Source organism: Xanthomonas sp. DAR 35659, from assembly GCF_041242975.1.
GTDB classification, from domain to species: domain Bacteria; phylum Pseudomonadota; class Gammaproteobacteria; order Xanthomonadales; family Xanthomonadaceae; genus Xanthomonas_A; species Xanthomonas_A medicagonis.
The window spans coordinates 3597400-3618716 of record NZ_CP162488.1 but is presented as its reverse complement, the minus strand read 5'-3'; the positions used below and the strand labels follow the sequence as shown (position 1 = coordinate 3618716).

The following is a 21317-nucleotide window of genomic DNA, read 5'->3' as shown; positions in this document are numbered from 1 at the left end:
GCCCGCTCGCCGCCCGGGCCGCCCGCGGCGATGAATGGATGCCCCGCCGAGGGGCTGTTGGCGCACCTCCGACCTTGCCGCGATGCGACGGCGGCGGCTACCCTGCGGCCTTTCCGTCGTCGCGTCCGCTCATGCTCCCTTCGTTCCGTATCACCCATGGATGGCCCGCCGTGGCTGCCTTGGCGCTGGCCTGCGCCGCGCCCACCGCCCACGCCGAACGCGTCTCCGCCCGCGACAAGGCCGCCATCGCCGTGCTCGACCAGCGCCTGGCGGCGGCCGAGAAGCGCTACAACGACGCCATGGTGCTGGTCGGCAACAGCGACCCAAAGGGCAGCCAGGAGAGCGACGCGGCGCTGGAGGACATCGAGGACGTGGTCGACGCCTGCATCAAGCAGCGCGGTTGCCAGGTCGGCACCTACCTGGGCGCGTACAAGCGCCTGCTGAAGGCCAAGGCCGATGCGCAGGGGGCGGCGACCGACGCGGATGCGGTGGACGATGGCGCCGCGCCGCTGCAGGCCGATCCCGACCACATCAGCCCGCTGGCCGCGGACGTGCCGGAGGCCGCGCGCGCGGCCAGCTTGCTCAACGACCAGCGCCACGCCTTCGATGCCATGGTCGAGTACAACCCGGCGGTGCAGGCCGGCATCCGCCGCTGGCTCACCGACATGCGCCCGTCGCTGATGAACAGCTACGAGAACTACCAGAACCTGCGCGCGATCATGTGGCCGGAATGGGAAAAACGCGGCCTTCCGGAAGCGCTGCTGTTCGGCATCATCGCCAAGGAATCCAACGGCCGCGTGCATGCCAATTCGCGGGTTGGCGCCGCCGGGCTGATGCAGTTCATGCCCGCCACCGGGCGCCGCTTCGGGCTGGGTCCGGACGGTACCGGCTTCGATACCCGCTACGACGCGCGCAGCGCCGCCGAGGCCAGCGCGGTGTACATCAACGAGCGCATGGCCGAGCTCAATCGCAGCATCGAGCTGTCGCTGGCCGGCTACAACGGCGGCGAGGGCCGCGCGGCGCGCGTGTTCAACCAGATGCAGGGGCGCAGTTTCTGGGATGCCCAGGTGTACAACCAGTTCCCGGCCGAGACCAAGGACTACGTGCCGATGGTGATTGCCGCGGCCTGGATCTTCCTGCACCCGCAGCAGTACGGTGTGGCGTTCCCGAAGATCAACGCGCAGCCGGCCACGCTGCGCCTGGCCAAGTCGACCACGATCTACGAACTGACCATCTGCCTGGGCAGCGATGGCACCCGCGACGGCTACATGCGCGCGCTGCGCAACCTCAACCCGCGCTACGAACCCGATGGCTGGATCCCGGCCGGGGTGACCATCAACGCCACGACCAAGATCGTCGGGCTGTACAACCGCTACTGCGTCAGCGGCCCGCGCGCCGACCTGGCGCGCGCGCTGATCACCGCCGACGTCAACGCCGCGATCCGCAGCAGCACGCCGGCGGCCGACCTCACCGGCAACGTGGCGGTGGGCGATGTCAGCCCGGTTGCCGGCGTGCCGACCACGGTGGCCACCGGCCGGCCGGCGCCGGCCAAGCCCAAGCAGAAGCAGGTGCGCAGCTACCGCGTGGCCAAGGGCGACACCCTGGGCCGGATCGCCGACCGCCACGACTGCGAGGTGAAGGAACTGGCCAAGGCCAACGGCCTGCGCGCCCCGGGCTATGCGCTGAAGCCGGGCCAGTCGCTGAAGCTGGTGGGCTGCGAGAAATAAGGCCGTGCACGCCTTCTCTCCCGGGAGAAGGTGGCGCGCAGCGCCGGATGAGGGTGCGGCGGCTGCAGTGTCGGATGGATGGCGTTTCGGCCATGCATTGAGAGCCTGCGGCCCTTCACCGTCAATGCGTCGGGACTGAAGTCCCTCCTACAGTAGGGGGCTGTGCTTCACCATCAGCGGCAAGACGCAGGCGCGATCCCATCCCTTCTCCTTCCGGGAGAAGGTGACGCGTAGCGCCGGATGAGGGTGCGGCGGCCGCAGTGTTGGGTGTGCGGCGTTCCCGTCGTCAACGACAGGTTGGCCGCACCTCACCGTCCATGCGTCGGGACCGAAGTCCCTCCCATAACTGCACTCCCCACAAAGGGCCGCAACGCGGCCCTGCACGCCTCAGCGCACCAGACGCGCCAGTGCCTGGCCCAGCCGCACCGGCGATTCCGCGGCCAGCGCCGGATCGAACGCGGCCACGCCCGGCGGCAACAGCACGATCACGGTCGAGCCGTAGTTGAAGCGCGCCATCTCCGCGAACCGCTCCAGCACGATGCCCTTGCCGCGCCAATCCTTGCGGGTGATGCGGTCGCCGTAGCGCGGGATCTCCACGCCGCTCCACACCGTCTCCACCCCGGACACCAGCAGCGCGCCGACCATCACCGAGACCATCGGGCCGAAGTCGGTGTCGAAATGGCAGACCAGGCGCTCGTTGCGCGCGAACAGGCGCGGTACGTTGCGCACCGCGTCGGTGCCGACGCTGAACAGCCGGCCCGGCACGTGCACGGTCTCGCGCAGGGTGCCGGTCCAGGGCATGTGCACGCGGTGGTAGTCGCGCGGGGACAGATACACCGTGGCGTACAGGCCGTTGGCGAACGGCGCCGCGGCCGCGTCGTCGCCGAGCAGCTCGGCGGCGGTGAACGACTGGCCCTTGGCCTGGAAGATGCGTCCGTCCTCGATCCGGCCGAGCTGGCTGATGCGGCCGTCGGCCGGCATCAGCAGCGCCTGCGGATCTGGATCGGCGAGGCGCGCGCCGGGCTGCAGCGCGCGGGTGAAGAAGGCATTGAAGGTCGGATAGGCGCGCGGATCGGGCTCGGCGGCCTCGGCTAGGTTCACGCCGAAGCGGCGCACCACGGTGTCGATCAGCCACTGCTTCAGCCCGGGTCGCGACGAGTAGGCCAGGCGCCGCGCCAGCGACGACAGCAGCCGGTGCGGCAGGACGTAGGTCAGCGTGGTCAGCAGGCTCATGGCGCGGTGGCCTTGGTCAGCGCCTGCAGGTCGGCGGCGATCGCGGCCGCATCGAACGGCGGGCGGATCAGCCCGGTCTGGCGACCCTGCGGGTCGAGCACGGCGATCGCTGCGGAGTGGTCCATGCTGTAGTCGTTGGGGTTTTCCTGGAAATGCTTGCCGGGCACCTTCTGGAACACGAAGCCCAGCGCGGTGGCGAAGCGTTCCAACTCCGGCACGTCGGCGGTGGCGGCGAGGGTGTCCTTGTGGAAGCCGTGGGCGTAGGCACCCAGCCGCGAGGGAGTGTCGCGCTCGGGATCGACCGAGACGAACAGCACCCGCGGGCGCAGCGGGTCGGGGATCGACTCCCACTGCTTCTGCGCCCGGGCCAGGTCGGCCAGGGTGGTCGGGCACACGTCCGGGCAGGCGGTGAAGCCCAGGAACACCAGGGTCCAGTGACCCTTCAGCTCGCCCGGGACCAGCGGCGTGCCGTCGGACTGGCGCAGATGGAAGTCGGGCAGGGCGCGCGGTTGCGGGTACATGCGCACCGCGCGGGTTTCCGGCCAGGCCGGGGCGGCGCTGCCGCCGAAGTACTTCTGGGCCAGCAGCAGCCCCAGGCCAGCGGCGAGGGCGACCACCAGGACGATGCCGAAGGTGCGGTTGAACATACTGATTTCCCATGCAACGAACGCTCATCATAGCGGCCGGGCCTCTATAATCGGGGGCCACATTGCCTTGCCTGTTGCCATGACTGCCGACGCGGCCGCCGAACTCCACACGATCATCGACCTGATCCGCTACGGCACCAGCCGTTTCAACGCCGCCGGGCTGAGCTTCGGCCACAGCTACGACAATGCCCTGGACGAGGCCACGCAACTGGTGCTGCACGCGCTGCACCTGCCGCACGACCTGGGCCCGGCCTACGGCGGCGCGCGCGTCACCACGCCGGAGAAGGCGCAGGTGCTGGCGCTGTTCGAACGCCGCATCGCCGAGCGCATCCCCGCCGCCTACCTCACCGGCGAGGCCTGGTTCGCCGGGCTCAGCTTCAAGAGCGACGCGCGCGCGCTGGTGCCGCGTTCGCCGATCGCCGAGCTGATCGAGGCCGGCTTCGAGCCGTGGCTGGCCGGCCGCCCGGTCGAGCGCGCGCTGGACCTGTGCACCGGTTCGGGCTGCATCGCCATCGCCATGGCGCACTACAACCCGAACTGGCAGGTGGACGCGGTCGACATCAGCGACGACGCGCTGAGCCTGGCGGCCGAGAACAAGGAACGGCTGCTGGCCGACAACGTCGAACTGGTCAAGTCCGACCTGTTCGCCGGGCTGGGCGGACGCCGCTACGAGCTGATCGTGACCAATCCGCCCTACGTCACCCATGCCGAGACCGACGCGCTGCCGCCGGAATACGCACACGAGCCGGAGCTGGGCCTGCGCGCGGGCGACGACGGCCTGGACCTGGCGCTGAAGATCCTGCGCGACGCGCCGGCGCACCTGAGCGAGGACGGCCTGCTGATCTGCGAGGTCGGCGAGTCCGAACGCGCGCTGGCGCAGCTGCTGCCGGAAGTGGACTTCGCCTGGGTCGAGTTCAAGGTCGGGCAGATGGGCATCTTCGCGGTGGAGTGCGCCGAACTGGTCGCGCATCACGCGCGCATCGCCGAACTGGCCGCGGACCGGTGACGCGACACGTATGAGCGCGAACAGTTTCGGCAAGCTGCTGACCGTCACCACCTTCGGCGAATCGCACGGGCCGGCGATCGGCTGTGTGGTCGATGGCTGCCCGCCGGGCCTGGAACTGGACCCCGGCGAATTCGCCCACGACCTGCAGCGCCGCGCCACCGGCAAGAGCCGGCACACCTCGGCGCGGCGCGAGGCCGATGAGATCGAGATCCTGTCCGGGGTCTACGAAGGCCGCACCACCGGCACCCCGATCGGCCTGCTGATCCGCAACACCGACCAGCGCAGCAAGGACTACACCGACATCGCCCGGCAGTTCCGCCCCGGCCATGCCGACTACAGCTACTGGCAGAAGTACGGCATCCGCGATCCGCGCGGTGGCGGGCGTTCGTCCGCGCGCGAGACCACCATGCGCGTGGCCGCCGGCGTGATCGCCAAGAAGTGGCTGGCGCAACGCTACGGCGTGCGCGTGCGCGGCTATCTGTCGCAGCTCGGGCCGCTGCTACCGCAGGGCTTCGCCTGGGACGCTGTGGAAGACAATGCGTTCTTCTGGCCGCATGCGCCGCAGGTGCCGGAGCTGGAGGCGTACATGGATGCGCTGCGCAAGTCCGGCGATTCGATCGGCGCGCGGGTCACCGTGGTCGCCGACGGCGTGCCGGCGGGCTGGGGCGAGCCGATCTACGGCAAGCTCGACGGCGAACTGGCCGCGGCGATGATGAGCATCAACGCGGTCAAGGGCGTGGAGATCGGCGATGGCTTCGCCGCGGTGACCCAGAAGGGCACCGAGCACCGCGACCTGATCGCGCCGGACGGCTTCCAGTCCAACCATGCCGGCGGCGTGCTCGGCGGCATCGCCACCGGCCAGCCCGTCGTCGTCTCGATGGCGTTCAAGCCGACTTCCAGCCTGCGCCTGCCCGGCGCCACGGTGGACGTGGATGGGCAGGCGGTGGACGTGATCACCACCGGCCGCCACGACCCCTGTGTCGGCATCCGCGCCACCCCGATCGCCGAGGCGATGATGGCGCTGGTGCTGATGGACCAGGCGCTGCGCCACCGAGCGCAATGTGGCGACGTGGGCACTGTGACGCCGCGCATCCCGGGCGGTGGCGATGGTTGAGTCGCGGCCGCGGGTGTGGGTCAGCCAGCCGTTGTTCGACGACGTCGTCGCACGGCTGGGCGCGCATTGCGCGCTGACAACCACCGCGGACGTGACCAAGTATTCGCCGCAGGCGCTGGCCGCGGCGCTGGCGCCGCTGGACGGTGCCCTGGTCACTCTCAACGAACGCATCGGCGCCGCCGAGATCGCCGGCGCGCCGCGGCTGCGCGCCATCGCCAACGTCGGCGTCGGCTACAACAATCTGGACCTGGACGCGCTCAGCGCGGCCGGCATCGTCGCCACCAATACCCCCGACGTGCTCACCGAGACCACCGCCGATCTCGGCTTCGCGTTGCTGATGGCGGCGGCGCGGCGCATCACCGAATCCGAGCGCTGGCTGCGCGACGGGCAATGGCAGCAGTGGTCGTTCCAGACCATGCTCGGCGCCGATGTCCACGGCAGCACCCTCGGCATCCTCGGCATGGGCCGCATCGGCCAGGCCATCGCGTGTCGCGCCGCCGGCTTCTCGATGCGCGTGCTGTACCACAACCGCAGCCGCCTGCCGGCCGAGGTGGAGCGCGCGCATCGCGCCGAGTACGTCGGCTTCGACGAGCTGCTGGCGCGCGCCGACCACCTGCTGCTGGTACTGCCGTACAGCGCGCAGTCGCACCACCTCATCGATGCCGCCGCGCTGGCGAAGATGCAGCCGACCGCGACGCTGGTGAACATCGCCCGCGGCGGCCTGGTCGACGAGATCGCCCTGGCCGACGCGCTGGCCAACGGGCGCCTGGCCGCGGCCGGCCTGGACGTATTCGAAGGCGAGCCGGCGATCCGTCCGGAGCTGCTGGCGCTGCGCAACGTGGTGCTGACCCCGCACATCGGCAGCGCCAGCGTGGCCACGCGCCGCGCGATGGTGTCGCTGGCGGTGGACAACCTGCTCGCCGCGCTGGGCATCGGCGCCGACGCCGGGCGCCCGCCCAACGCGCTGAACCTGGACGCGATCGCCGCGGCGGGCGGCGGCGGGCGGGCGATCGCGGACAAAAAACGATAGGGAGCCTGCGGCCCTGTGCGCGGCGCGCACGGCAGGTTCCCCGAATCCAAGCGGCAGTGCGGCTGTTCCTCCCCTTTTTTCTTCCTGCGGATCGAATCCTTCCATGAGCAATGCAACCCGTCGTTTCAACGTCGCCGTCGTCGGCGCCACCGGTGCCGTCGGCGAAACCATGCTGAGCATCCTCGCCGAGCGCGGCTTCCCCATCGCCACGCTGTACCCGCTGGCCTCCGAGCGCTCGGCCGGCGGCCAGGTCGAGTTCAACGGCCAGAAGGTCACCGTGCTCGACCTGGCCACCTTCGACCCGAGCGGCGTGGACATCGCGCTGTTCTCCGCCGGCGGCGGCATCTCCAAGGAGTACGCGCCGAAGTTCGCCGCGGCCGGCGCGGTAGTGATCGACAACTCCTCGACCTTCCGCTACGACGACGACGTGCCGCTGGTGGTGTCGGAAGTCAATCCGCATGCGCTGAAGAACCGTCCGCGCGGCATCGTCGCCAACCCCAATTGCTCGACCATGCAGCTGATGCCGGTGCTGGCGCCGATCCACAAGGAATACGGCATCGAGCGCATCAACGTGGCCACCTATCAGTCGGTGTCCGGCGCCGGTCGCTCGGGCATGGAGGAACTGGGCAAGCAGACCGCGCAGCTGCTGGCGTTCCAGGACATCGAGCCGCAGAAGTTCCAGGCGCAGATCGCCTTCAACCTGATCCCGCACATCGACGACTTCCAGCCCAACGGCTACACCAAGGAAGAGATGAAGCTGGTGTGGGAGACGCAGAAGATCCTCGAGGACAGCAGCATCCTGGTGAACCCCACCGCGGTGCGCGTGCCGGTGTTCTACGGCCATTCCGAGGCGGTCAATATCGAGACCAAGCGCAAGATCACCGTCGAGCAGGCGCGCGCCCTGCTGGGGCAGGCGCCCGGCGTGGAAGTGGTCGACGAGCACAAGGCCGGCGGCTACCCGACCCCGGTGACCCATGCCTCGGGCAAGGATCCGGTGTTCGTCGGCCGCATCCGCGAGGACTTCTCGCACCCGCGCGGCCTCAATCTGTGGGTGGTGGCCGACAACATCCGCAAGGGCGCCGCGCTCAATGCGGTGCAGTTGGCCGAGTTGGTGGCGCAGGAGGGCTGAGGAGCCGATATTCGGGAGGGGGATTGGGGATTCGCAGGCGCTCCGCAGCGCCGCTTCGGCGCTGCGGAGCGCGGAATCCCCAGCTGCCCACGCAACGGCCAGTGGCGCATGCCCTGGCCGTTGTCGTCTACGGCATGCGTGTCGCACTGGCCCCGTGTAGCGGGGCGCCATTGGTCTCCAGTCACGATAGGAGGCGCGCGTGTAGGAGCGGCTTTAGCCGCGATGGGCTTTACCGGTAACGCTTCGTCGCGGCTAAAGCCGCTCCTACAGGGCAACGGCGCGTCGCAACAACTGGGGCCTCGCTCCCGACCGCCTTGCCGATTCCATGTCGGTGCTCCATGCCGCCGCCGCATCTGCAGCGAATCCCCAATCCCCAATCCCGAATCCCCGCTTCATATATATTGCACGCCATGACTCCAAGGGGCAGGGGCGGGATGCGCCTACAACCACGTTCGTTCTCTCTCCGCCGCGACGGCGACGCACCGCTCGCGCGCCGCTGGCGCCACGCCTGGCGTGCGGGCTGCGCAGTGCTGTTGCTGGCCTGCAGCCAGGCCGCTCTGGCGCTGGGGCTCGGCGACATCCGCGTGCTGTCCAAGCCGGGCGAGCCGTTCCTGGCCGAAATTCCGGTGATTTCCAACGAACCGGGCGAACTGGAGAACGCGCGCGTGGCCCTGGCCTCGCCGGCGACCTTCGCCCGGGTCGGCCTGCAGCGCCCGGAAGGCCTGGTCGGCGACCTGCAATTCCGCTTCGCGCAGACCAACCAGGGCCGCGCGGTGATCCGCGTCAGCAGCCGCATGCCGGTCGATGTGCCGTCGCTGAGCTTCCTGATCGAGGTCGATTGGGGCCAGGGCCGCTTGATCCGCGAGTACTCCGCCCTGGTCGACGCGCCCAGCACCGCCGCGGCGATCGAGGCGCCGGCGATCGACGCGCCGGCGGCGGCGATGCCCTCCGACCGCATCGACCGCGCCCAGCCGGCACCGCCGGCCGCGGCGCCGCCCGCCGCCACCGCCGTGCCGCCAGCGGCGGCCGCGCCCAGGCCCGCGCCGGTGCGCACCGCGCCGGCACCGGTCGCGGCGCCCGGCGATGCGCTGGCGCCGGTGCAGCGCGGCCAGACCCTGTCGCAGATCGCCCGGCAACTGGCGCGCGGCAGCGACCGCTCGCTGGACCAGACCATGGTCGCGCTGCTGCGCGCCAATCCGGATGCGTTCATCCGCGGCAACCTCAACCTGCTCAAGCAGGGCGCGGTGCTGCGCACGCCGCGCGAGGAGGAACTGGCTAGCATCGATGCCGCGGCGGCCACCGCCATCGTCCGCGAGCAGGCCGCGCAGTGGCGCCAGGCCCGCGCGCCGGTGCCGCAACCGGCGCAGGCGCAGCAGGCCGACGCGCCGGCGCCGGCCGCCGCCAAGCCGGCGGCGACGGCGAGCGCCGCCGGCGCCCCCGGGGCACGTCTGGAAATCGCGCCGGCGGTGCCGGCGCAGCGCGACAACGCGGGAAGCAAGTCCGGCACCGGTGCCGGCGACGAGGGAGACATGGTGGCGACTCAACAATTGCAGCAGGCGCGCGAAGACCTCGCGGCACGCGATGCCGAGGTCCAGGAACTGCGCTCGCGGGTCGAGCAACTGGAGAAGCTCAAGGCCCAGCAGCAGCAGCTGATCGCGCTCAAGGACAGCGATCTGGCGGCCGCGCAGAAGCGTCTGGCGCAGGCGGGGCAGGTGCCGGCCCAGGCGCAGCCCGCGCCGGCGGCCGCCAACGGCTGGCCGCTGTGGCTGTGGGGCGGGTTGGCGCTGCTGGTGCTTGGCGTGGTTGCCTTGCTGCTGTCACGCCGGCGCAAGCCGTCGCCGTTGCCGCCGCTGCCGCGGCATGGCTACGACACCGCGGAACTGGCCGCGGCGGTGCCGACGACCGCGCATCGCGACGTCGACGCGCCGGACCTGCCGCCGCTGGACCGGCACGCGCGCGAGGAGGCAGAGCAGGAGGCGGAGCGGGAGTGGCTGGATCACGCCCAGGTCGATCAGGATCACGCGTTCGAGCGCGAACTGGCCACGCATGCGCCGCCGCGCGCGCCTGCCGAGGACGTGCCGCCGCCGTCGCCCGCGCCGCAGCCCGACCTCGACCTGGCGCCCGCGCCGCAGGTTTCGCACGACGCCGACGCGCCATGGCGGCAGGCGCCAGCGGTCCCGCCGGCGGCGGTCCGCCAGGAGCCGACCTGGCATCAGGACGAGCTGCCCGCTGCCCCGGAGCCGGTCGCCGAGCCGGCACCGGCGTATCCGCCGATCGGCCGCGAGCGGCTGGAACTGGCGGTGGCCTATATGGACCTGGGCGACAACGAAACCGCGCGCACCCTGCTCAACGAGGTGGCCGCCGGCGGCGATCCGACGGCACGCGCCGAGGCGCTGCAATTGCTGGGGCGTCTGGGGTGATCCACGCGGACGGTGCGCGGCGCTCGCGCCGCCGCCGTCCCGCCGCGACCGGGATGGCGACGATGCGCGAGCCCCTCCTCGACACGACCGCGCCGGTGCCCGCCGGCGCAGCAGTGCGGCCGGCGCGACGTCTCCAGGCCGGGATCTCCCGCGTGGGCGCTGCCCGCATCACGCGCCGATCCGTGCGATCGGCGCCGCCGCGCGCCGCCGTGGCCGCGCGCCGCGCACCGCAGCGGGTTCGCCCGTGCGACCACGCCGCGCGCTGGCCGGGCCTGTCCGCATTGCGCGCAAGGGCGGGGTAGGCGCATGCGCTACGCGCTCGGCGTGGAGTACGACGGCAGCGAATTCCAGGGCTGGCAGCAGCTCGGCGAATCCGGCGGGCCGAGCGTGCAGGCGACGCTGCAGGCGGCGCTGTCGTCGGTGGCCGATGCGCCGGTGAGCGTGGTCTGCGCCGGCCGCACCGATGCCGGCGTGCACGGCGAATGCCAGGTGGTGCATTTCGACTGCGATGCGCCGCGCGCGCCGCGCGGCTGGATGCTCGGCACCACCGCGCGGTTGCCGCCCTCGGTGTGCGTGCGCTGGTGCGTGCCGGCCGCCGACGATTTCCATGCGCGCTTCTCCGCGCGCGCGCGGCGTTACCGCTACCGCCTGCTCAACCGGCAGGTGCGTCCGGCGCTGTACCGTCAGACCCTGAGCTGGGAGCGGCGGCCGCTGCAGGCCGAGGCGATGCACGCCGCGGCGCAGGCGCTGCTGGGCGAGCAGGATTTCAGCGCGTTCCGCAGCATCCAGTGCCAGGCGCTGCACGCGCGGCGCGAACTGCAGTCGATCGCGGTGACCCGCAGCGGCGAGGTGATCGAGGTCCAGGTCCAGGCCAATGCATTCCTTCATCACATGGTGCGCAATATCGTAGGGTCCTTGATCATGGTAGGGACGGGCGAAAAGCCGGTGTCCTGGATCGGCGAACTGCTTGCCGGGCGCGACCGCAGCGTCGCCGGCCCGACCGCGCCGCCGCAGGGACTGGTGTTCGTCGGTCCGCTCTACCCCGACACCTGGAAGCTACCGGCCGAGGTCACCCTATGAATCGCACCCTGTATCGCACCCGCATCAAGTTCTGTGGCATGACCCGTGCTGGCGACATCCGCCTGGCCGGCGAACTTGGCGTGGATTCGGTCGGGTTCGTCTTCGCTCACGGCAGTCCGCGCCGGGTCGCGCCGGCCGAGGCGCGCGCGATGCGCCAGGCCGCCGCGCCGATGGTCGACGTGGTGGCGCTGTTTCGCGACAACCCCAAGGACGAAGTGCGCGAAGTCCTGCGGACGGTACGGCCGACGCTGCTGCAGTTCCACGGCGACGAGGACGATGGCTTCTGCCGGAGTTTCAACCTGCCGTACCTGAAGGCGGTCCCCATGGGGGGCGGCGAGATCAACGCCCGGACCCTGCAGTTGCAGTACCCGAACGCGGCCGGTTTCCTGTTCGACAGCCATGCCCCGGGCGAGAGCGGCGGTTCGGGCAAGACCTTCGACTGGACGCGCCTGCCCACCGGGCTGCACCGCCCGTTCCTGCTGGCCGGCGGGATCACCGCCGACAACGTGTTCGACGCGATCATCGCCACCTTGCCGTGGGGCGTGGACGTGTCCAGCGGCATCGAGAGCGAGCCGGGCATCAAGGACGGCCACAAGATGCGCAAGTTCGTCGAGGAAGTGCGCCGCGCGGACTGCCACGAGCTGTCCACCAACTGCTGAGTGCGCGACCGCGTCGCCCGGGCGGGCGCGTGAAGCGGCTGCAGGACACGAGCAGCGCCGATCCCGGAGCGACGTCGATTGCCGCGGCTTGCCGCTGTGGCCAAACGCATGCGCTTGCTGCGCATCGCGGCGGCTGCGCTTGGACGCGCGCTCCAGCCTGATCGCAGTGCGTGCATCGCGCATGGCCTGGCGAAGGCCGGCCATGTCGCCGTGCCTGCCGGCATATCGCCACGCCTTTCACGTATGATTCCTGCAGGGGCCTGCCCTGGCGTTGGTGCGCCGCGCGCCGAATGCGCGCCTGGCAGGTGGAAGCAATGCGGCGCTGTCCATGACGGGACGCGTCGATACGGCACAGCACGGATGAGGGGGAATGGCCGAGTTCTTGAACGTCGCACTGGGATTTCCCACGCTGCCGTACAGCGTGCTGTTGGCGTTTTCGGCGATCTACTGGGCGCTGGCCGCCACCGGCATCGGCGACCTGGCCGGCGACGGGCACCTGCATGCCGATGGCGCGCATGGCGCCGATCACGGCCTGCACGGTGTGTCCGGCATCTTCGCGCGGCTGGGCCTGGGCGGGGCGCCGGTGATGCTGGTGGTGGCGCTGCTGTCGTTCTGGGGCTGGATCGGCACCTATTTCGTCCACCTGTTCCTGCTGCAGCCGTTGCCGACCGGTCTGCGCTGGGGCATCGGCGCCGGCGTGGCGCTGCTGGCGCTGCTGCCGGCGGTGCCGTTGACCTCCTGGATGCTGCGGCCGCTGCGCCGGCTGCTGTTGCGCTTGCGCCCGGTGGCGCAGGCATCGCTGCTCGGCAAGATCGGCATCGTCGCCTCGCCGCGCGCCGACGCCAACAGCGGCTACGCCACCTTCGACGATGGCGGCGCCGGCCTGGTGCTGCAGGTGCGCGCGCCCGCCGGCCAGGTCTACCCGCGCGGCGAGCGCGTGGTGCTGGTCGATTACGTGCACGCGCACAACCATTACTTGATCGCCCGCGAGCAGGACCAACTGGGCGCACCGTTTCCACACAGCCTGATTGCGGGCGATAAGGAGATCCACCGATGAGTTTTGCGACGATGGCGCCGTTCCTGATCGGCGTCGGTATCCTGCTGGTGCTGCTGCTGGGGCTGGCTGGCCTGTTCCGCGCCTTCTATCGCAAGGTGGACCAGGGCGTGGCGCTGATCGTCAACGACATGAGCTCCACGCCCAAGGTGCATTTCACCGGTGCCTTGATCGTGCCGGTGCTGTACCGCGCCGAGCTGATGCGGATCAGCCTGATCACCCTGCAGGTCGATCGCCGCGGCAAGGAGGGACTGATCTGCCGCGACAACATGCGCGCCGATATCGCGGTGGCGTTCTACTTGCGCGTCAACGAGACCCAGGCCGACGTGCTGCGCGTGGCCAAGGCGATCGGGGCCGACCGCGCCTCGGACAAGGACGCGGTCGACGAACTGTTCAACGCCAAGTTCTCCGAGGCGCTGAAGACGGTCGGCAAGAAGTTCGAGTTCACCGAGCTGTTCGAGAAGCGCCAGGAATTCCGCGACGAGATCATCGCGGTGATCGGCAACGACCTCAACGGCTACGTGCTCGAGGACGTGGCGATCGATTACCTGGAGCAGACCCCGAAGGCGCTGCTGGACCCGCACAACATCCTCGACGCCGAGGGCATCCGCAAGATCACCGAGCTCACCGGCACCCAGAATGTGGTGACCAATGAGCTGGAGCAGAACGCGAAGCTGGCGATCACCAAGAAGAACGTGGAGGCGCGCGAGGCGATGCTGGCGCTGGAGCGGCAGCAGGCCGAGGCCGAGGCGCGGCAGAAGCGCGAGGTCGATACGATCCGCGCGCGCGAGCAGGCCGAGACGTTGAAGGTGCAGGAAGAGCAGCGCCAGTTGGCGGAGAACGCGCGCATCGAGGCGCAGCAGCTGATCGACATCCGCGAGCAGAACCGCCTGCGCGAGGTCGAGGTCGCCGAGCAGAACCGCCAGCGCGCGGTGGCGATCGAGGTCGAGCGGGTCGCGCGTGCGCGCCAGCTGGAGCAGGTCACCACCGATCGCGAGGTGCAGCTGCAGGGCGTGGAGCGCGACAAGGTGGTCGAGAACGGCAAGATGGACGTGGCCAACATCACCCGCGAGCGCATCGCCATCGACAAGACCGTGGCGCAGGAAGAAGAGCGGATCAAGGAAGTGCGCGAAGTGGCCGAGGCCGACCGGCACAAGCAGGTGACGATCCTGGAAGCCGAGGCCAAGGCGCAGGAGCTGCTGGTGCGCCAGGTCAAGGAGGCGCAGGCGCGCGAGACCGCGGCCAAGCACCGCGCGGTCGAACTCACCACCCTGGCGCAGGCCGAGCACGAGGCCGCCGGCAAGCAGGCCGAGGCCAAGAAGCTGCTCGCCGACGGCACGCGCGCCGAGAAGGCCGCGCCCGGCCTGGCCGACGCGCAGGTCAAGGAAGCCTCGGCGCTGGCGATCGAGAAGGTCGGCATCGCCGAGGCGCGGGTGATCGAGGCCAAGGCCGATGCCAGCCTCAAGCAGGGCAGCAACGAGGCGCGCGTGCTGGCCGAGACGCTGCAGGCCAAGGCGCAGGGCGAAGAGCAGATGGGCAAGGCCAAGGCCAGCGCCGCCGAGTCGATCGGCATGGCCGAGGCGGTGGTGGTGGAGAAGCGCCTGTTCGCCGAGGCCGACGGCCTGACCCGCAAGTTCGAGGCGATCGGCGCGCTCAGCGACAGCGCGCGCGGCCATGAGGAGTTCCGGATGCTGCTCGACAACAGCCTCAAGCAGGCCCTGGCGTCGATCGAGGCCGGCAAGGAAGTCTCCAAGGAGAACGCCGAGGTCATCGCCAGCGCCCTGCGCAATGCCGACATCGATCTGGTCGGCGGCGACGGCGGCATGTTCGAGAATCTGGTCAAGGCGGTCTCGCTCGGCAAGTCGATCGAAGGCCTGGCCGACAAGAGCCCGATCGTGCAGGACCTGATGCAGCGCTACCTCGGCGTGCAGCGCGGCGCGGCGGCGCCGTCGCGGCCGGCGCCGGACACCGCCGGTCAACTGCCCGTCGCCCAGGCTTGAGCGCGGCACTGGACTGAGTGCGCAGGCGGCGCGCGGCCGGCAACGGCGGCGCGCCGTCGCAACCCGTGGCGGGCGCGCGCCGCAAGGCGCCGACCGCCTGCAAGCCGGCAGGAGCCGCGACGATGGCAACACCTCCCCAATCCGAGACCGATCCGCAGGCCGAGGGCGGCGCGCCCAGCCAGGTCGACCAGGCGGTCGCCCAGGGCGGCGCCTACGACGTGCTGCGCAAGCGCCTGGTCGAGCAGGGCGCGCGGCTGCAGGACGCGGTCGAGGCGCTCAACCGCCAGCGCCTGCAGGAGTTCGGCGACAGCCGGCTCGAGGTGGACGGCCGCTTCCGCATCCGCACCGAGCACAATTGCGTCGGCCGCGACATCGTGCAGGTCGGGCCGGACCTGCTGCTGTTCGGCTACAACGTGTTCCTCGGGCTCAAGAACCAGACCCGCGTGCAGGACGTGTTCGGCCTGTACCGGCTGGTCGAGGGCGCCGACGGCTACGACGTCAGCCCGATCGACCTGGCCGGCAGCTTCCTCGGCCAGGCCGGCTTCGTGCACGATTTCGGCGAACTCTACGCCTACTACAAGCACGCCCGGCTGCTGCAACTGATCGTCATCGGCGGCAAGCTGCTGGCGGCGTTCCAGATCGGCGAGCGCAGCAGCGACGTGCGCGTGTTCCGCTGGGCGCAGGACAGCGCCGGCGCGCTGACCTACATCGACGCGCGCGGCGAACGCGACATCGCGCTGCCGCCGCCGTTCGACTTCGAATGGACCCGCGCCACCCGCGAGATGGCGGTGAACGGCCGCCATTCGCATCTGAACATCCTCGACACCCTGTTCGTGGAGACCATCGGCGGCGATCTCACCATCAAGGTCGAGAACAACACCGAGACCGGGCAGGGCATCTACAGCGAACCGGTGGAGGACAAGACCCAGTCGCTGGACGACGCGCAATTCGATTTCGCGCGGGTCGGCAGCCTGGTCCTGCTCAAGGTGCTGCCGTATCGCGAGACGCAGTGGCGCGGGTTGATCTACAACACGCTCAGCGGCCGCATCGTGCGCAACGACGCCATCGTGCAGGCCTGCGTGCAGCTGCCCGAGGACCACGGCATCATCTTTCCCGGCGGCTATTACCTGCAGAACGGCGACCACAAGGCGTTCGACGCGGCGATGGACGGGATGCAGTTCAAGCGCGCGATCCGCTCGCCCAACGGCGAGGACGTGCTGTACATCTTCTACGAGCGCGAGGGCGGCAAGTCCGCGCTGTTCGTCTACAACACCATCCGCCGCGCGCTGCAGAACCCGGTGTTCGGCCATGGCTATGCGCTGCTGCAGGACGGGCGCATGGTGCTGTTCCATGCCGAGGGCACCGAGCCGACCCGGATCCATCCGATGCAGGTCTGGCAGACCCCGTTCAGCAGCGACGAGTTCGCCGCCAGGCGCCCGCCGAGCAACACCTTCCTCGGCCGCATCGGCAATGCCGAACTGGTGCGCGGCATCTCCAGCCTGTTCGGGCTGGCGCGCGCGATCGACCGCGACGAGGTCTCGGTGCAGCGCTACCAAGTGCTGGTCGAGGACGCGCGGCGCCTGTTCGACGCGCACCATTGGCTGGAGGACGCGCACTGCGGCGACCTGGCCGGCGTGCTGCGCGGCATCAGCGCCACCGGCGAGGCGGTGCTGGACGAATACGAGAAGGTCCTGTCGATCCGCCAGCAGTCCGACCAGGCGATGGCCGAGGCGACGGCCGCGCACAAGGCGCTGCTGGCGCGGCTGCAGCCGGAGAACTGGAACACCATCCAGGAGTTCGTCGAACCGCTCAACGCCATCGCCGCGCAGCGCGGGCATCTGCTGACCATCCGCGAGTACCGCTACATCGACACCGAGGCGATCGACGCGATGGGCGCGACGCTGCAGCAGGCCCACGATACGGTCGGCGCCGCCACCGGGCGCTTCCTCGGCAGCGAGAGCGCGCTGGCGCCGCTGCACGCGCGCCTGGCCGAACTGGATGCGGCGGCGCAGGCCGCGGCGACCGCGCGCGCGCTGTCCGAGCAGGTGCAGGCGATGCAGGCGATGTCGGCCGACCTGGACCTGCTGTCGGAACTGATGGCCGGGCTCAAGGTCGACGACGCCACCGAGCGCACCCGCGTGGTCGAGGCCTTGTCCGAAGTCTATGCGCGGCTCAACCAGGCGCGCGCGCGCGCCGAGCAGCGCCGCAAGAGCCTGGGCTCGGCCGAGACCGTGGCCCAGTTCGGCGCGCAGTTCGCGCTGTTCGGCCAGGCGATCACCAGCGCGCTGGCGCTGTCCACCGATCCCGAGCGCGCCGACGAGCAGCTGTCGCGACTGATGGTGCAGTTGGAGGAGTTGGAGAGCCAGTTCGGCGAGCACGAGCAGTTCCTGGGCGACATCCTCAGCAAGCGCGAGGAACTGGTCGAGGCGTTCGAGACGCACAAGCAGGCCTTGCTCGACGACCGCCAGCGCAAGGCGCGCTCGCTGCTGGACGCGGCCACGCGCATCCTCGACGGCCTGCCGCGGCGCACCGAGCGCTTCGCCAATGCCGACGAACTCAACGCCTTCTTCGCCGGCGACCCACTGATCCTCAAGCTGCGCGAGCTGGCCGAGCGGCTGCGCGGCTACCGCGACAGCGTCAAGGCCGACGATGTCGAGGCGCGGCTGAAGGGCGTGCGCGACCAGGCGGTGCGCGCGCTGCGCGACCGCAGCGAACTGTTCGAGTCCGGCGGCAACGTGGTGCGGCTGGGGCCGCGGCACCGCTTCAGCGTCAACACCCAGGCGCTGGACCTGACCCTGCTGCCGCGCGAGGACGGACTGGCGCTGCATCTCACCGGCACCGACTACCTGGAACCGCTGCAGGACGCCGCGTTGGACGCCACCCGCGCCTACTGGCAGGTGGCGCTGGATTCGGAATCGCCCAGCCTGTACCGCGGCGAGTACCTGGCCGGGCGCATGCTGGAAACGGCGCTGGCGGGCGAGGAGGGGCTGAGCCTGGATGCGCTGGCGCAACTGGCCGCCGCGCCCGACGCGCTGGCGCGCAGCGTGCGCGACTTCGCCGCGCCGCGTTACCGCGAGGGTTACGAGCGCGGCATCCACGATCACGACGCGACGCGCATCCTGCAGGCGTTGCTGCCCTTGCAGCAGGCCGCGGGTACGCTGATGCACGCGCCGGCCGCGCGCGCGTTGGCGATGGCGTTCTGGGCCGAACGCCAGCGCGAGGAAGAGGTGGCCTCGTGGGTCGCGCGCCAGGCCGGGGTCGATGCGATCGCGCGCCTGTTCGGCGCGCGCGACGGCCGCGACGCGCTGCGGGCGGAAATGGCGCAGGCCATGCAGCGCTTCGCCGAGGACACCGGTTTGCCGTTCGACCCCGCCCAGGCGCAGGCGGCCGCCGCCTACCTGGCGGCCGAACTGGCGCAGGGCGAACCGACGTTCCCGTTCAGCCGCCATGCGCGGGAACTGCTCGATGCGCTGCATGCGCGGCTGGCCGAGGCCGGGCTGCGCGAGCAGTTCGACCAAGCCCTGGAGCGCGTGCGCGGCAAGCTCGGCGCCGCCTGGACGCAGGCCAGCCAGTGGGTGCAGGGCCTGTGCCACGATCCGCGCTTCGCGGTCCACGCCGGCTATGCGCCCGAGGCGGTGGCGATCGCGCTGCTGGCGCCGCGGCTGCGCAGCCGCGCCAGCGAGGTGGCGCTGATGGCCACGGTGGAAGGCCTGCTCGGCGAACATCCGCGCATCGACGGCGGCCGCCTGGGTCTGGCCATCGACGATTTCCTGGCGCGCCTGCGTCACCACGAACAGGTGTTCGTGCCGGGCTTCCGCCACTACCAGGCCTTGCGCCAGCAGGTCATCGGCCGCGAGCGCGAGCAGTTGCGCCTGTCCGAGTTCAAGCCGCGGCCGCTGTCCTCGTTCGTGCGCAACAAGCTGATCAACGACGTCTACCTGGGCGTGATCGGCGACAACCTCGCCAAGCAGATGGGCACCGTCGGCGAGAACAAGCGCAGCGACCTGATGGGTCTGCTGATGCTGATCTCGCCGCCGGGCTACGGCAAGACCACGCTGATGGAGTACGTCGCCAGCCGGCTGGGCCTGGTCTTCATGAAGATCAACGGCCCCGCGCTGGGGCACGCGGTGCGCTCGCTGGATCCGGCGCAGGCGCCGGACGCCACCGCGCGGCAGGAGCTGCTCAAGCTCAATCTCGCGCTGGAGATGGGCAACAACACCATGCTGTACGTCGACGACATCCAGCACACGCACCCGGAGTTCTTGCAGAAGTTCATCTCGCTGTGCGACGGCACGCGCCGCATCGAAGGCGTGTGGAAGCAGCGCACGCGCACCTACGACATGCGCGGCAAGAAGTTCTGCGTGGTCATGGCCGGCAATCCGTACACCGAGTCCGGCGAGGTGTTCAAGATCCCGGACATGCTCGCCAACCGCGCCGACATCTACAACCTCGGCGATGTGCTCGGCGGCATGGAGGAGGCGTTCCTGCTCAGCTACATCGAGAACGCGCTCACCTCCAATCCGGTGCTGGCGCCGCTGGCCACGCGCGAACTGGCCGATCTGTACCTGCTGGTGGATCGCGCGCGCGGCAAGGAGATCTCCAGCAACGCGCTCAGCCATGCCTACAGCGGCGCGGAGATCAACGAGATCGTGGCCACGCTGCAGCGCCTGCTGCGCGTGCGCGACGTGGTGTACAAGGTCAACCAGCAGTACATCGCCAGCGCCGCGCAGGACGACCGTTACCGCACCGAGCCGCCGTTCCGCCTGCAGGGCAGCTACCGCAACATGAACAAACTGGCGGAGAAGGTCTCGCCGGTGATGAACGAGGCGGAGTTGCAGCAACTGATTTCCGACCACTACCTGGGCGAGGCGCAACTGCTGACCAGTGGCGCCGAGGAGAACCTGCTCAAGCTGGCCGAACTGCGCGGCGCGATGGGCGCCGAGGACCAGGCGCGCTGGGACCAGATCAAGCGCGATTTCCTGCGCAACAAGGCGATGGGCGCCGACGAGGCCGATGTCGGCGGGCGCATGGTGGCGCAGTTGGCGGACATCGCCGGGGGGCTGCAGGGGCTGCGTGCCGAGCCGAGTCCGGAGCCGGCGCGCTGGGAGCAACTGCTCGCGCTGCTGCGCCAGGTGCTGGCCGAACGCGAGCGCGAAACGCCGCCCGCCGCGGCTGTGGCCACGCCGGCAGCGCCGGCGCCTGCGCCGACGCAGGCGCCGGTCATGCCCACGCTGCAGCCCTTGCTCGACGCGATCGCCCGCTCGCACGAGGGCCAGGCGCAGGCCGGGCAGGCACTGGCGGCGCTGGCCGAGGCGCTGCGCGCGTCGCTGCGCGAGCCGTCCGCGCCGGCGGCGGAGCCGCGCGTGCGGCGCCCGCGCACGCTGGCCGAGCGCCAGCTCGACGAAGCGTTGGCGCGGCATTTCTATGGCGATGCGGGATCCGCGCGCGGCGACGATCCCGAACCCGGCCCGGCGTGAGCGCGGACGCTGCCCCGGCGCTGCCCGCGCCGCCGGCCTCGCCGCCGACGGCGCGCGACGCGCAGGCCGCATCCGGCTACGCGGCGCCGCTGCTGGAGGCGGTCGCGCTGGCCCTGGCCGCGTGTGCCACCGCGCCGGATGCCGGCGCGGCGCTGGTGCAGGAACTGGAGCGCATCCAGCACGCGCTGCAGGCGCGCGATCCGCAGCGCATCCGCCGCGACAGCGGCCTGCTCGGGCGCCTGCTCGGGCGCGACCTGGAGCGCCAGGCCGAGGCCGAGACCCTGCAGGCGCAACTCGGCGTGGTCCTGCTGCGCGCCGATGGGCATGCCGAGGCGCTGCAGCGTGCGGGCCAGGCGCATGCCCAAATGGCCGGCGTCGCCGAGGCCGGCGTGGCCGCGCTCGAGCGCTGGATCGCCGCGGCGCCGGCGACCGACCCGGCGCTGGCGCCGGCCTGGAGCCAGCGGCTCGACCACTTGCGCCGCCTCGCCGCCGCCTGGCGCCTGGAAGCCGCGCAGTGGCGGTTGCTGCAGCAGCAGGGCGACGACCTGCTGCAACGCTACCGGCACATCCGCGAGGTGCTGCTGCCGGCCTGGCGCCAGGCCGCCACCGCGCCGCAGGCGGCGCGGGGCGGGGACCACGCGGCCCGCGCCGCGCAGGCGCAGCGGCACATCCTGGCCGAACTGCAGGCCATGCGGGCTAGACTGCGCTGAGCCTGCGCCGCCGCCGCGAATCGCTATCGAA

The 21317-nt window shown here is 70.9% G+C and carries 14 protein-coding genes; 12 read left to right on the top strand and 2 right to left on the bottom strand.

What is annotated here, in order from left to right; all coding sequences use genetic code 11:
• Window positions 1-131: 131 nt before the first annotated feature.
• On the top strand, window positions 132-1727 hold the full coding sequence (locus AB3X07_RS15080; RefSeq protein WP_369939404.1) for a transglycosylase SLT domain-containing protein: 1596 nt from the start codon (window positions 132-134) through the stop codon (window positions 1725-1727).
• Window positions 1728-2114: 387 nt separating this feature from the next.
• On the opposite strand, the gene asd is transcribed toward AB3X07_RS15080, so the two are convergent.
• Window positions 2115-2960 carry an archaetidylserine decarboxylase gene (gene asd / locus AB3X07_RS15075; RefSeq protein ID WP_369939403.1) on the bottom strand — a complete coding sequence of 282 codons (846 nt, stop codon included), beginning with the start codon at window positions 2958-2960 and terminating at the stop codon, window positions 2115-2117.
• On the bottom strand, window positions 2957-3607 hold the full coding sequence (locus AB3X07_RS15070; RefSeq protein WP_369939402.1) for an SCO family protein: 651 nt from the start codon (window positions 3605-3607) through the stop codon (window positions 2957-2959). The genes asd and AB3X07_RS15070 overlap by 4 nt, the downstream gene beginning before the upstream one ends.
• Before the next feature lie 79 nt (window positions 3608-3686).
• Between AB3X07_RS15070 and prmB the strand changes: the two genes are divergently transcribed.
• The 11 genes from prmB (at window position 3687) to AB3X07_RS15015 (ending at window position 21286) form a co-directional block, all read left to right on the top strand.
• The gene (gene prmB / locus AB3X07_RS15065; RefSeq protein ID WP_369939401.1) at window positions 3687-4613 is read left to right on the top strand and encodes a 50S ribosomal protein L3 N(5)-glutamine methyltransferase; all 927 of its coding nucleotides are present in this window, start codon (window positions 3687-3689) and stop codon (window positions 4611-4613) included.
• Between the two features lie 10 nt (window positions 4614-4623).
• The gene (gene aroC / locus AB3X07_RS15060; RefSeq protein WP_369939400.1) at window positions 4624-5727 is read left to right on the top strand and encodes a chorismate synthase; all 1104 of its coding nucleotides are present in this window, start codon (window positions 4624-4626) and stop codon (window positions 5725-5727) included.
• Entirely contained in the window at window positions 5720-6757 is a 1038-nt protein-coding gene (locus tag AB3X07_RS15055) for a 2-hydroxyacid dehydrogenase (protein ID WP_369939399.1), read from the top strand. Before aroC ends, AB3X07_RS15055 begins: the two co-directional genes overlap by 8 nt.
• A 103-nt stretch (window positions 6758-6860) precedes the next feature.
• Complete coding sequence (locus AB3X07_RS15050) at window positions 6861-7886, top strand: aspartate-semialdehyde dehydrogenase (protein ID WP_369939397.1); 1026 nt, start codon at window positions 6861-6863, stop codon at window positions 7884-7886.
• 434 nt (window positions 7887-8320) lie between these two features.
• The gene (locus tag AB3X07_RS15045; RefSeq protein ID WP_369939396.1) at window positions 8321-10306 is read left to right on the top strand and encodes a FimV family protein; all 1986 of its coding nucleotides are present in this window, start codon (window positions 8321-8323) and stop codon (window positions 10304-10306) included.
• Window positions 10307-10612: 306 nt separating this feature from the next.
• Window positions 10613-11386, top strand: coding sequence for a tRNA pseudouridine(38-40) synthase TruA (gene truA, locus AB3X07_RS15040; RefSeq protein WP_369939395.1), 774 nt, complete (start codon window positions 10613-10615; stop codon window positions 11384-11386).
• Entirely contained in the window at window positions 11383-12045 is a 663-nt protein-coding gene (locus tag AB3X07_RS15035; protein ID WP_369939394.1) for a phosphoribosylanthranilate isomerase, read from the top strand. Before truA ends, AB3X07_RS15035 begins: the two co-directional genes overlap by 4 nt.
• 370 nt (window positions 12046-12415) lie before the next feature.
• On the top strand, window positions 12416-13102 hold the full coding sequence (locus AB3X07_RS15030) for a hypothetical protein (protein WP_369939393.1): 687 nt from the start codon (window positions 12416-12418) through the stop codon (window positions 13100-13102).
• Window positions 13099-15099, top strand: a complete 2001-nt coding sequence (locus AB3X07_RS15025) for a flotillin family protein (RefSeq protein WP_369939392.1) — start codon at window positions 13099-13101, stop codon at window positions 15097-15099. The genes AB3X07_RS15030 and AB3X07_RS15025 overlap by 4 nt, the downstream gene beginning before the upstream one ends.
• Window positions 15100-15221: 122 nt before the next feature.
• Window positions 15222-20576 (top strand): DNA repair ATPase, encoded by a 5355-nt coding sequence (locus tag AB3X07_RS15020; RefSeq protein ID WP_369939391.1) that lies wholly within the window; start codon window positions 15222-15224, stop codon window positions 20574-20576.
• Complete coding sequence (locus AB3X07_RS15015; RefSeq protein WP_369939390.1) at window positions 20573-21286, top strand: hypothetical protein; 714 nt, start codon at window positions 20573-20575, stop codon at window positions 21284-21286. Before AB3X07_RS15020 ends, AB3X07_RS15015 begins: the two co-directional genes overlap by 4 nt.
• Window positions 21287-21317 lie beyond the last annotated feature (31 nt).

Bases quoted from the DNA above. Each gene is read 5' to 3' on its own strand.
- AB3X07_RS15080 (WP_369939404.1), top strand. From the start codon at position 132: ATGCTCCCTTCGTTCCGTATCACCCATGGATGGCCCGCCGTGGCTGCC.
- asd (WP_369939403.1), bottom strand. From the start codon at position 2,960: ATGAGCCTGCTGACCACGCTGACCTACGTCCTGCCGCACCGGCTGCTG.
- AB3X07_RS15070 (WP_369939402.1), bottom strand. From the start codon at position 3,607: ATGTTCAACCGCACCTTCGGCATCGTCCTGGTGGTCGCCCTCGCCGCT.
- prmB (WP_369939401.1), top strand. From the start codon at position 3,687: ATGACTGCCGACGCGGCCGCCGAACTCCACACGATCATCGACCTGATC.
- aroC (WP_369939400.1), top strand. From the start codon at position 4,624: ATGAGCGCGAACAGTTTCGGCAAGCTGCTGACCGTCACCACCTTCGGC.
- AB3X07_RS15055 (WP_369939399.1), top strand. From the start codon at position 5,720: ATGGTTGAGTCGCGGCCGCGGGTGTGGGTCAGCCAGCCGTTGTTCGAC.
- AB3X07_RS15050 (WP_369939397.1), top strand. From the start codon at position 6,861: ATGAGCAATGCAACCCGTCGTTTCAACGTCGCCGTCGTCGGCGCCACC.
- AB3X07_RS15045 (WP_369939396.1), top strand. From the start codon at position 8,321: ATGCGCCTACAACCACGTTCGTTCTCTCTCCGCCGCGACGGCGACGCA.
- truA (WP_369939395.1), top strand. From the start codon at position 10,613: ATGCGCTACGCGCTCGGCGTGGAGTACGACGGCAGCGAATTCCAGGGC.
- AB3X07_RS15035 (WP_369939394.1), top strand. From the start codon at position 11,383: ATGAATCGCACCCTGTATCGCACCCGCATCAAGTTCTGTGGCATGACC.
- AB3X07_RS15030 (WP_369939393.1), top strand. From the start codon at position 12,416: ATGGCCGAGTTCTTGAACGTCGCACTGGGATTTCCCACGCTGCCGTAC.
- AB3X07_RS15025 (WP_369939392.1), top strand. From the start codon at position 13,099: ATGAGTTTTGCGACGATGGCGCCGTTCCTGATCGGCGTCGGTATCCTG.
- AB3X07_RS15020 (WP_369939391.1), top strand. From the start codon at position 15,222: ATGGCAACACCTCCCCAATCCGAGACCGATCCGCAGGCCGAGGGCGGC.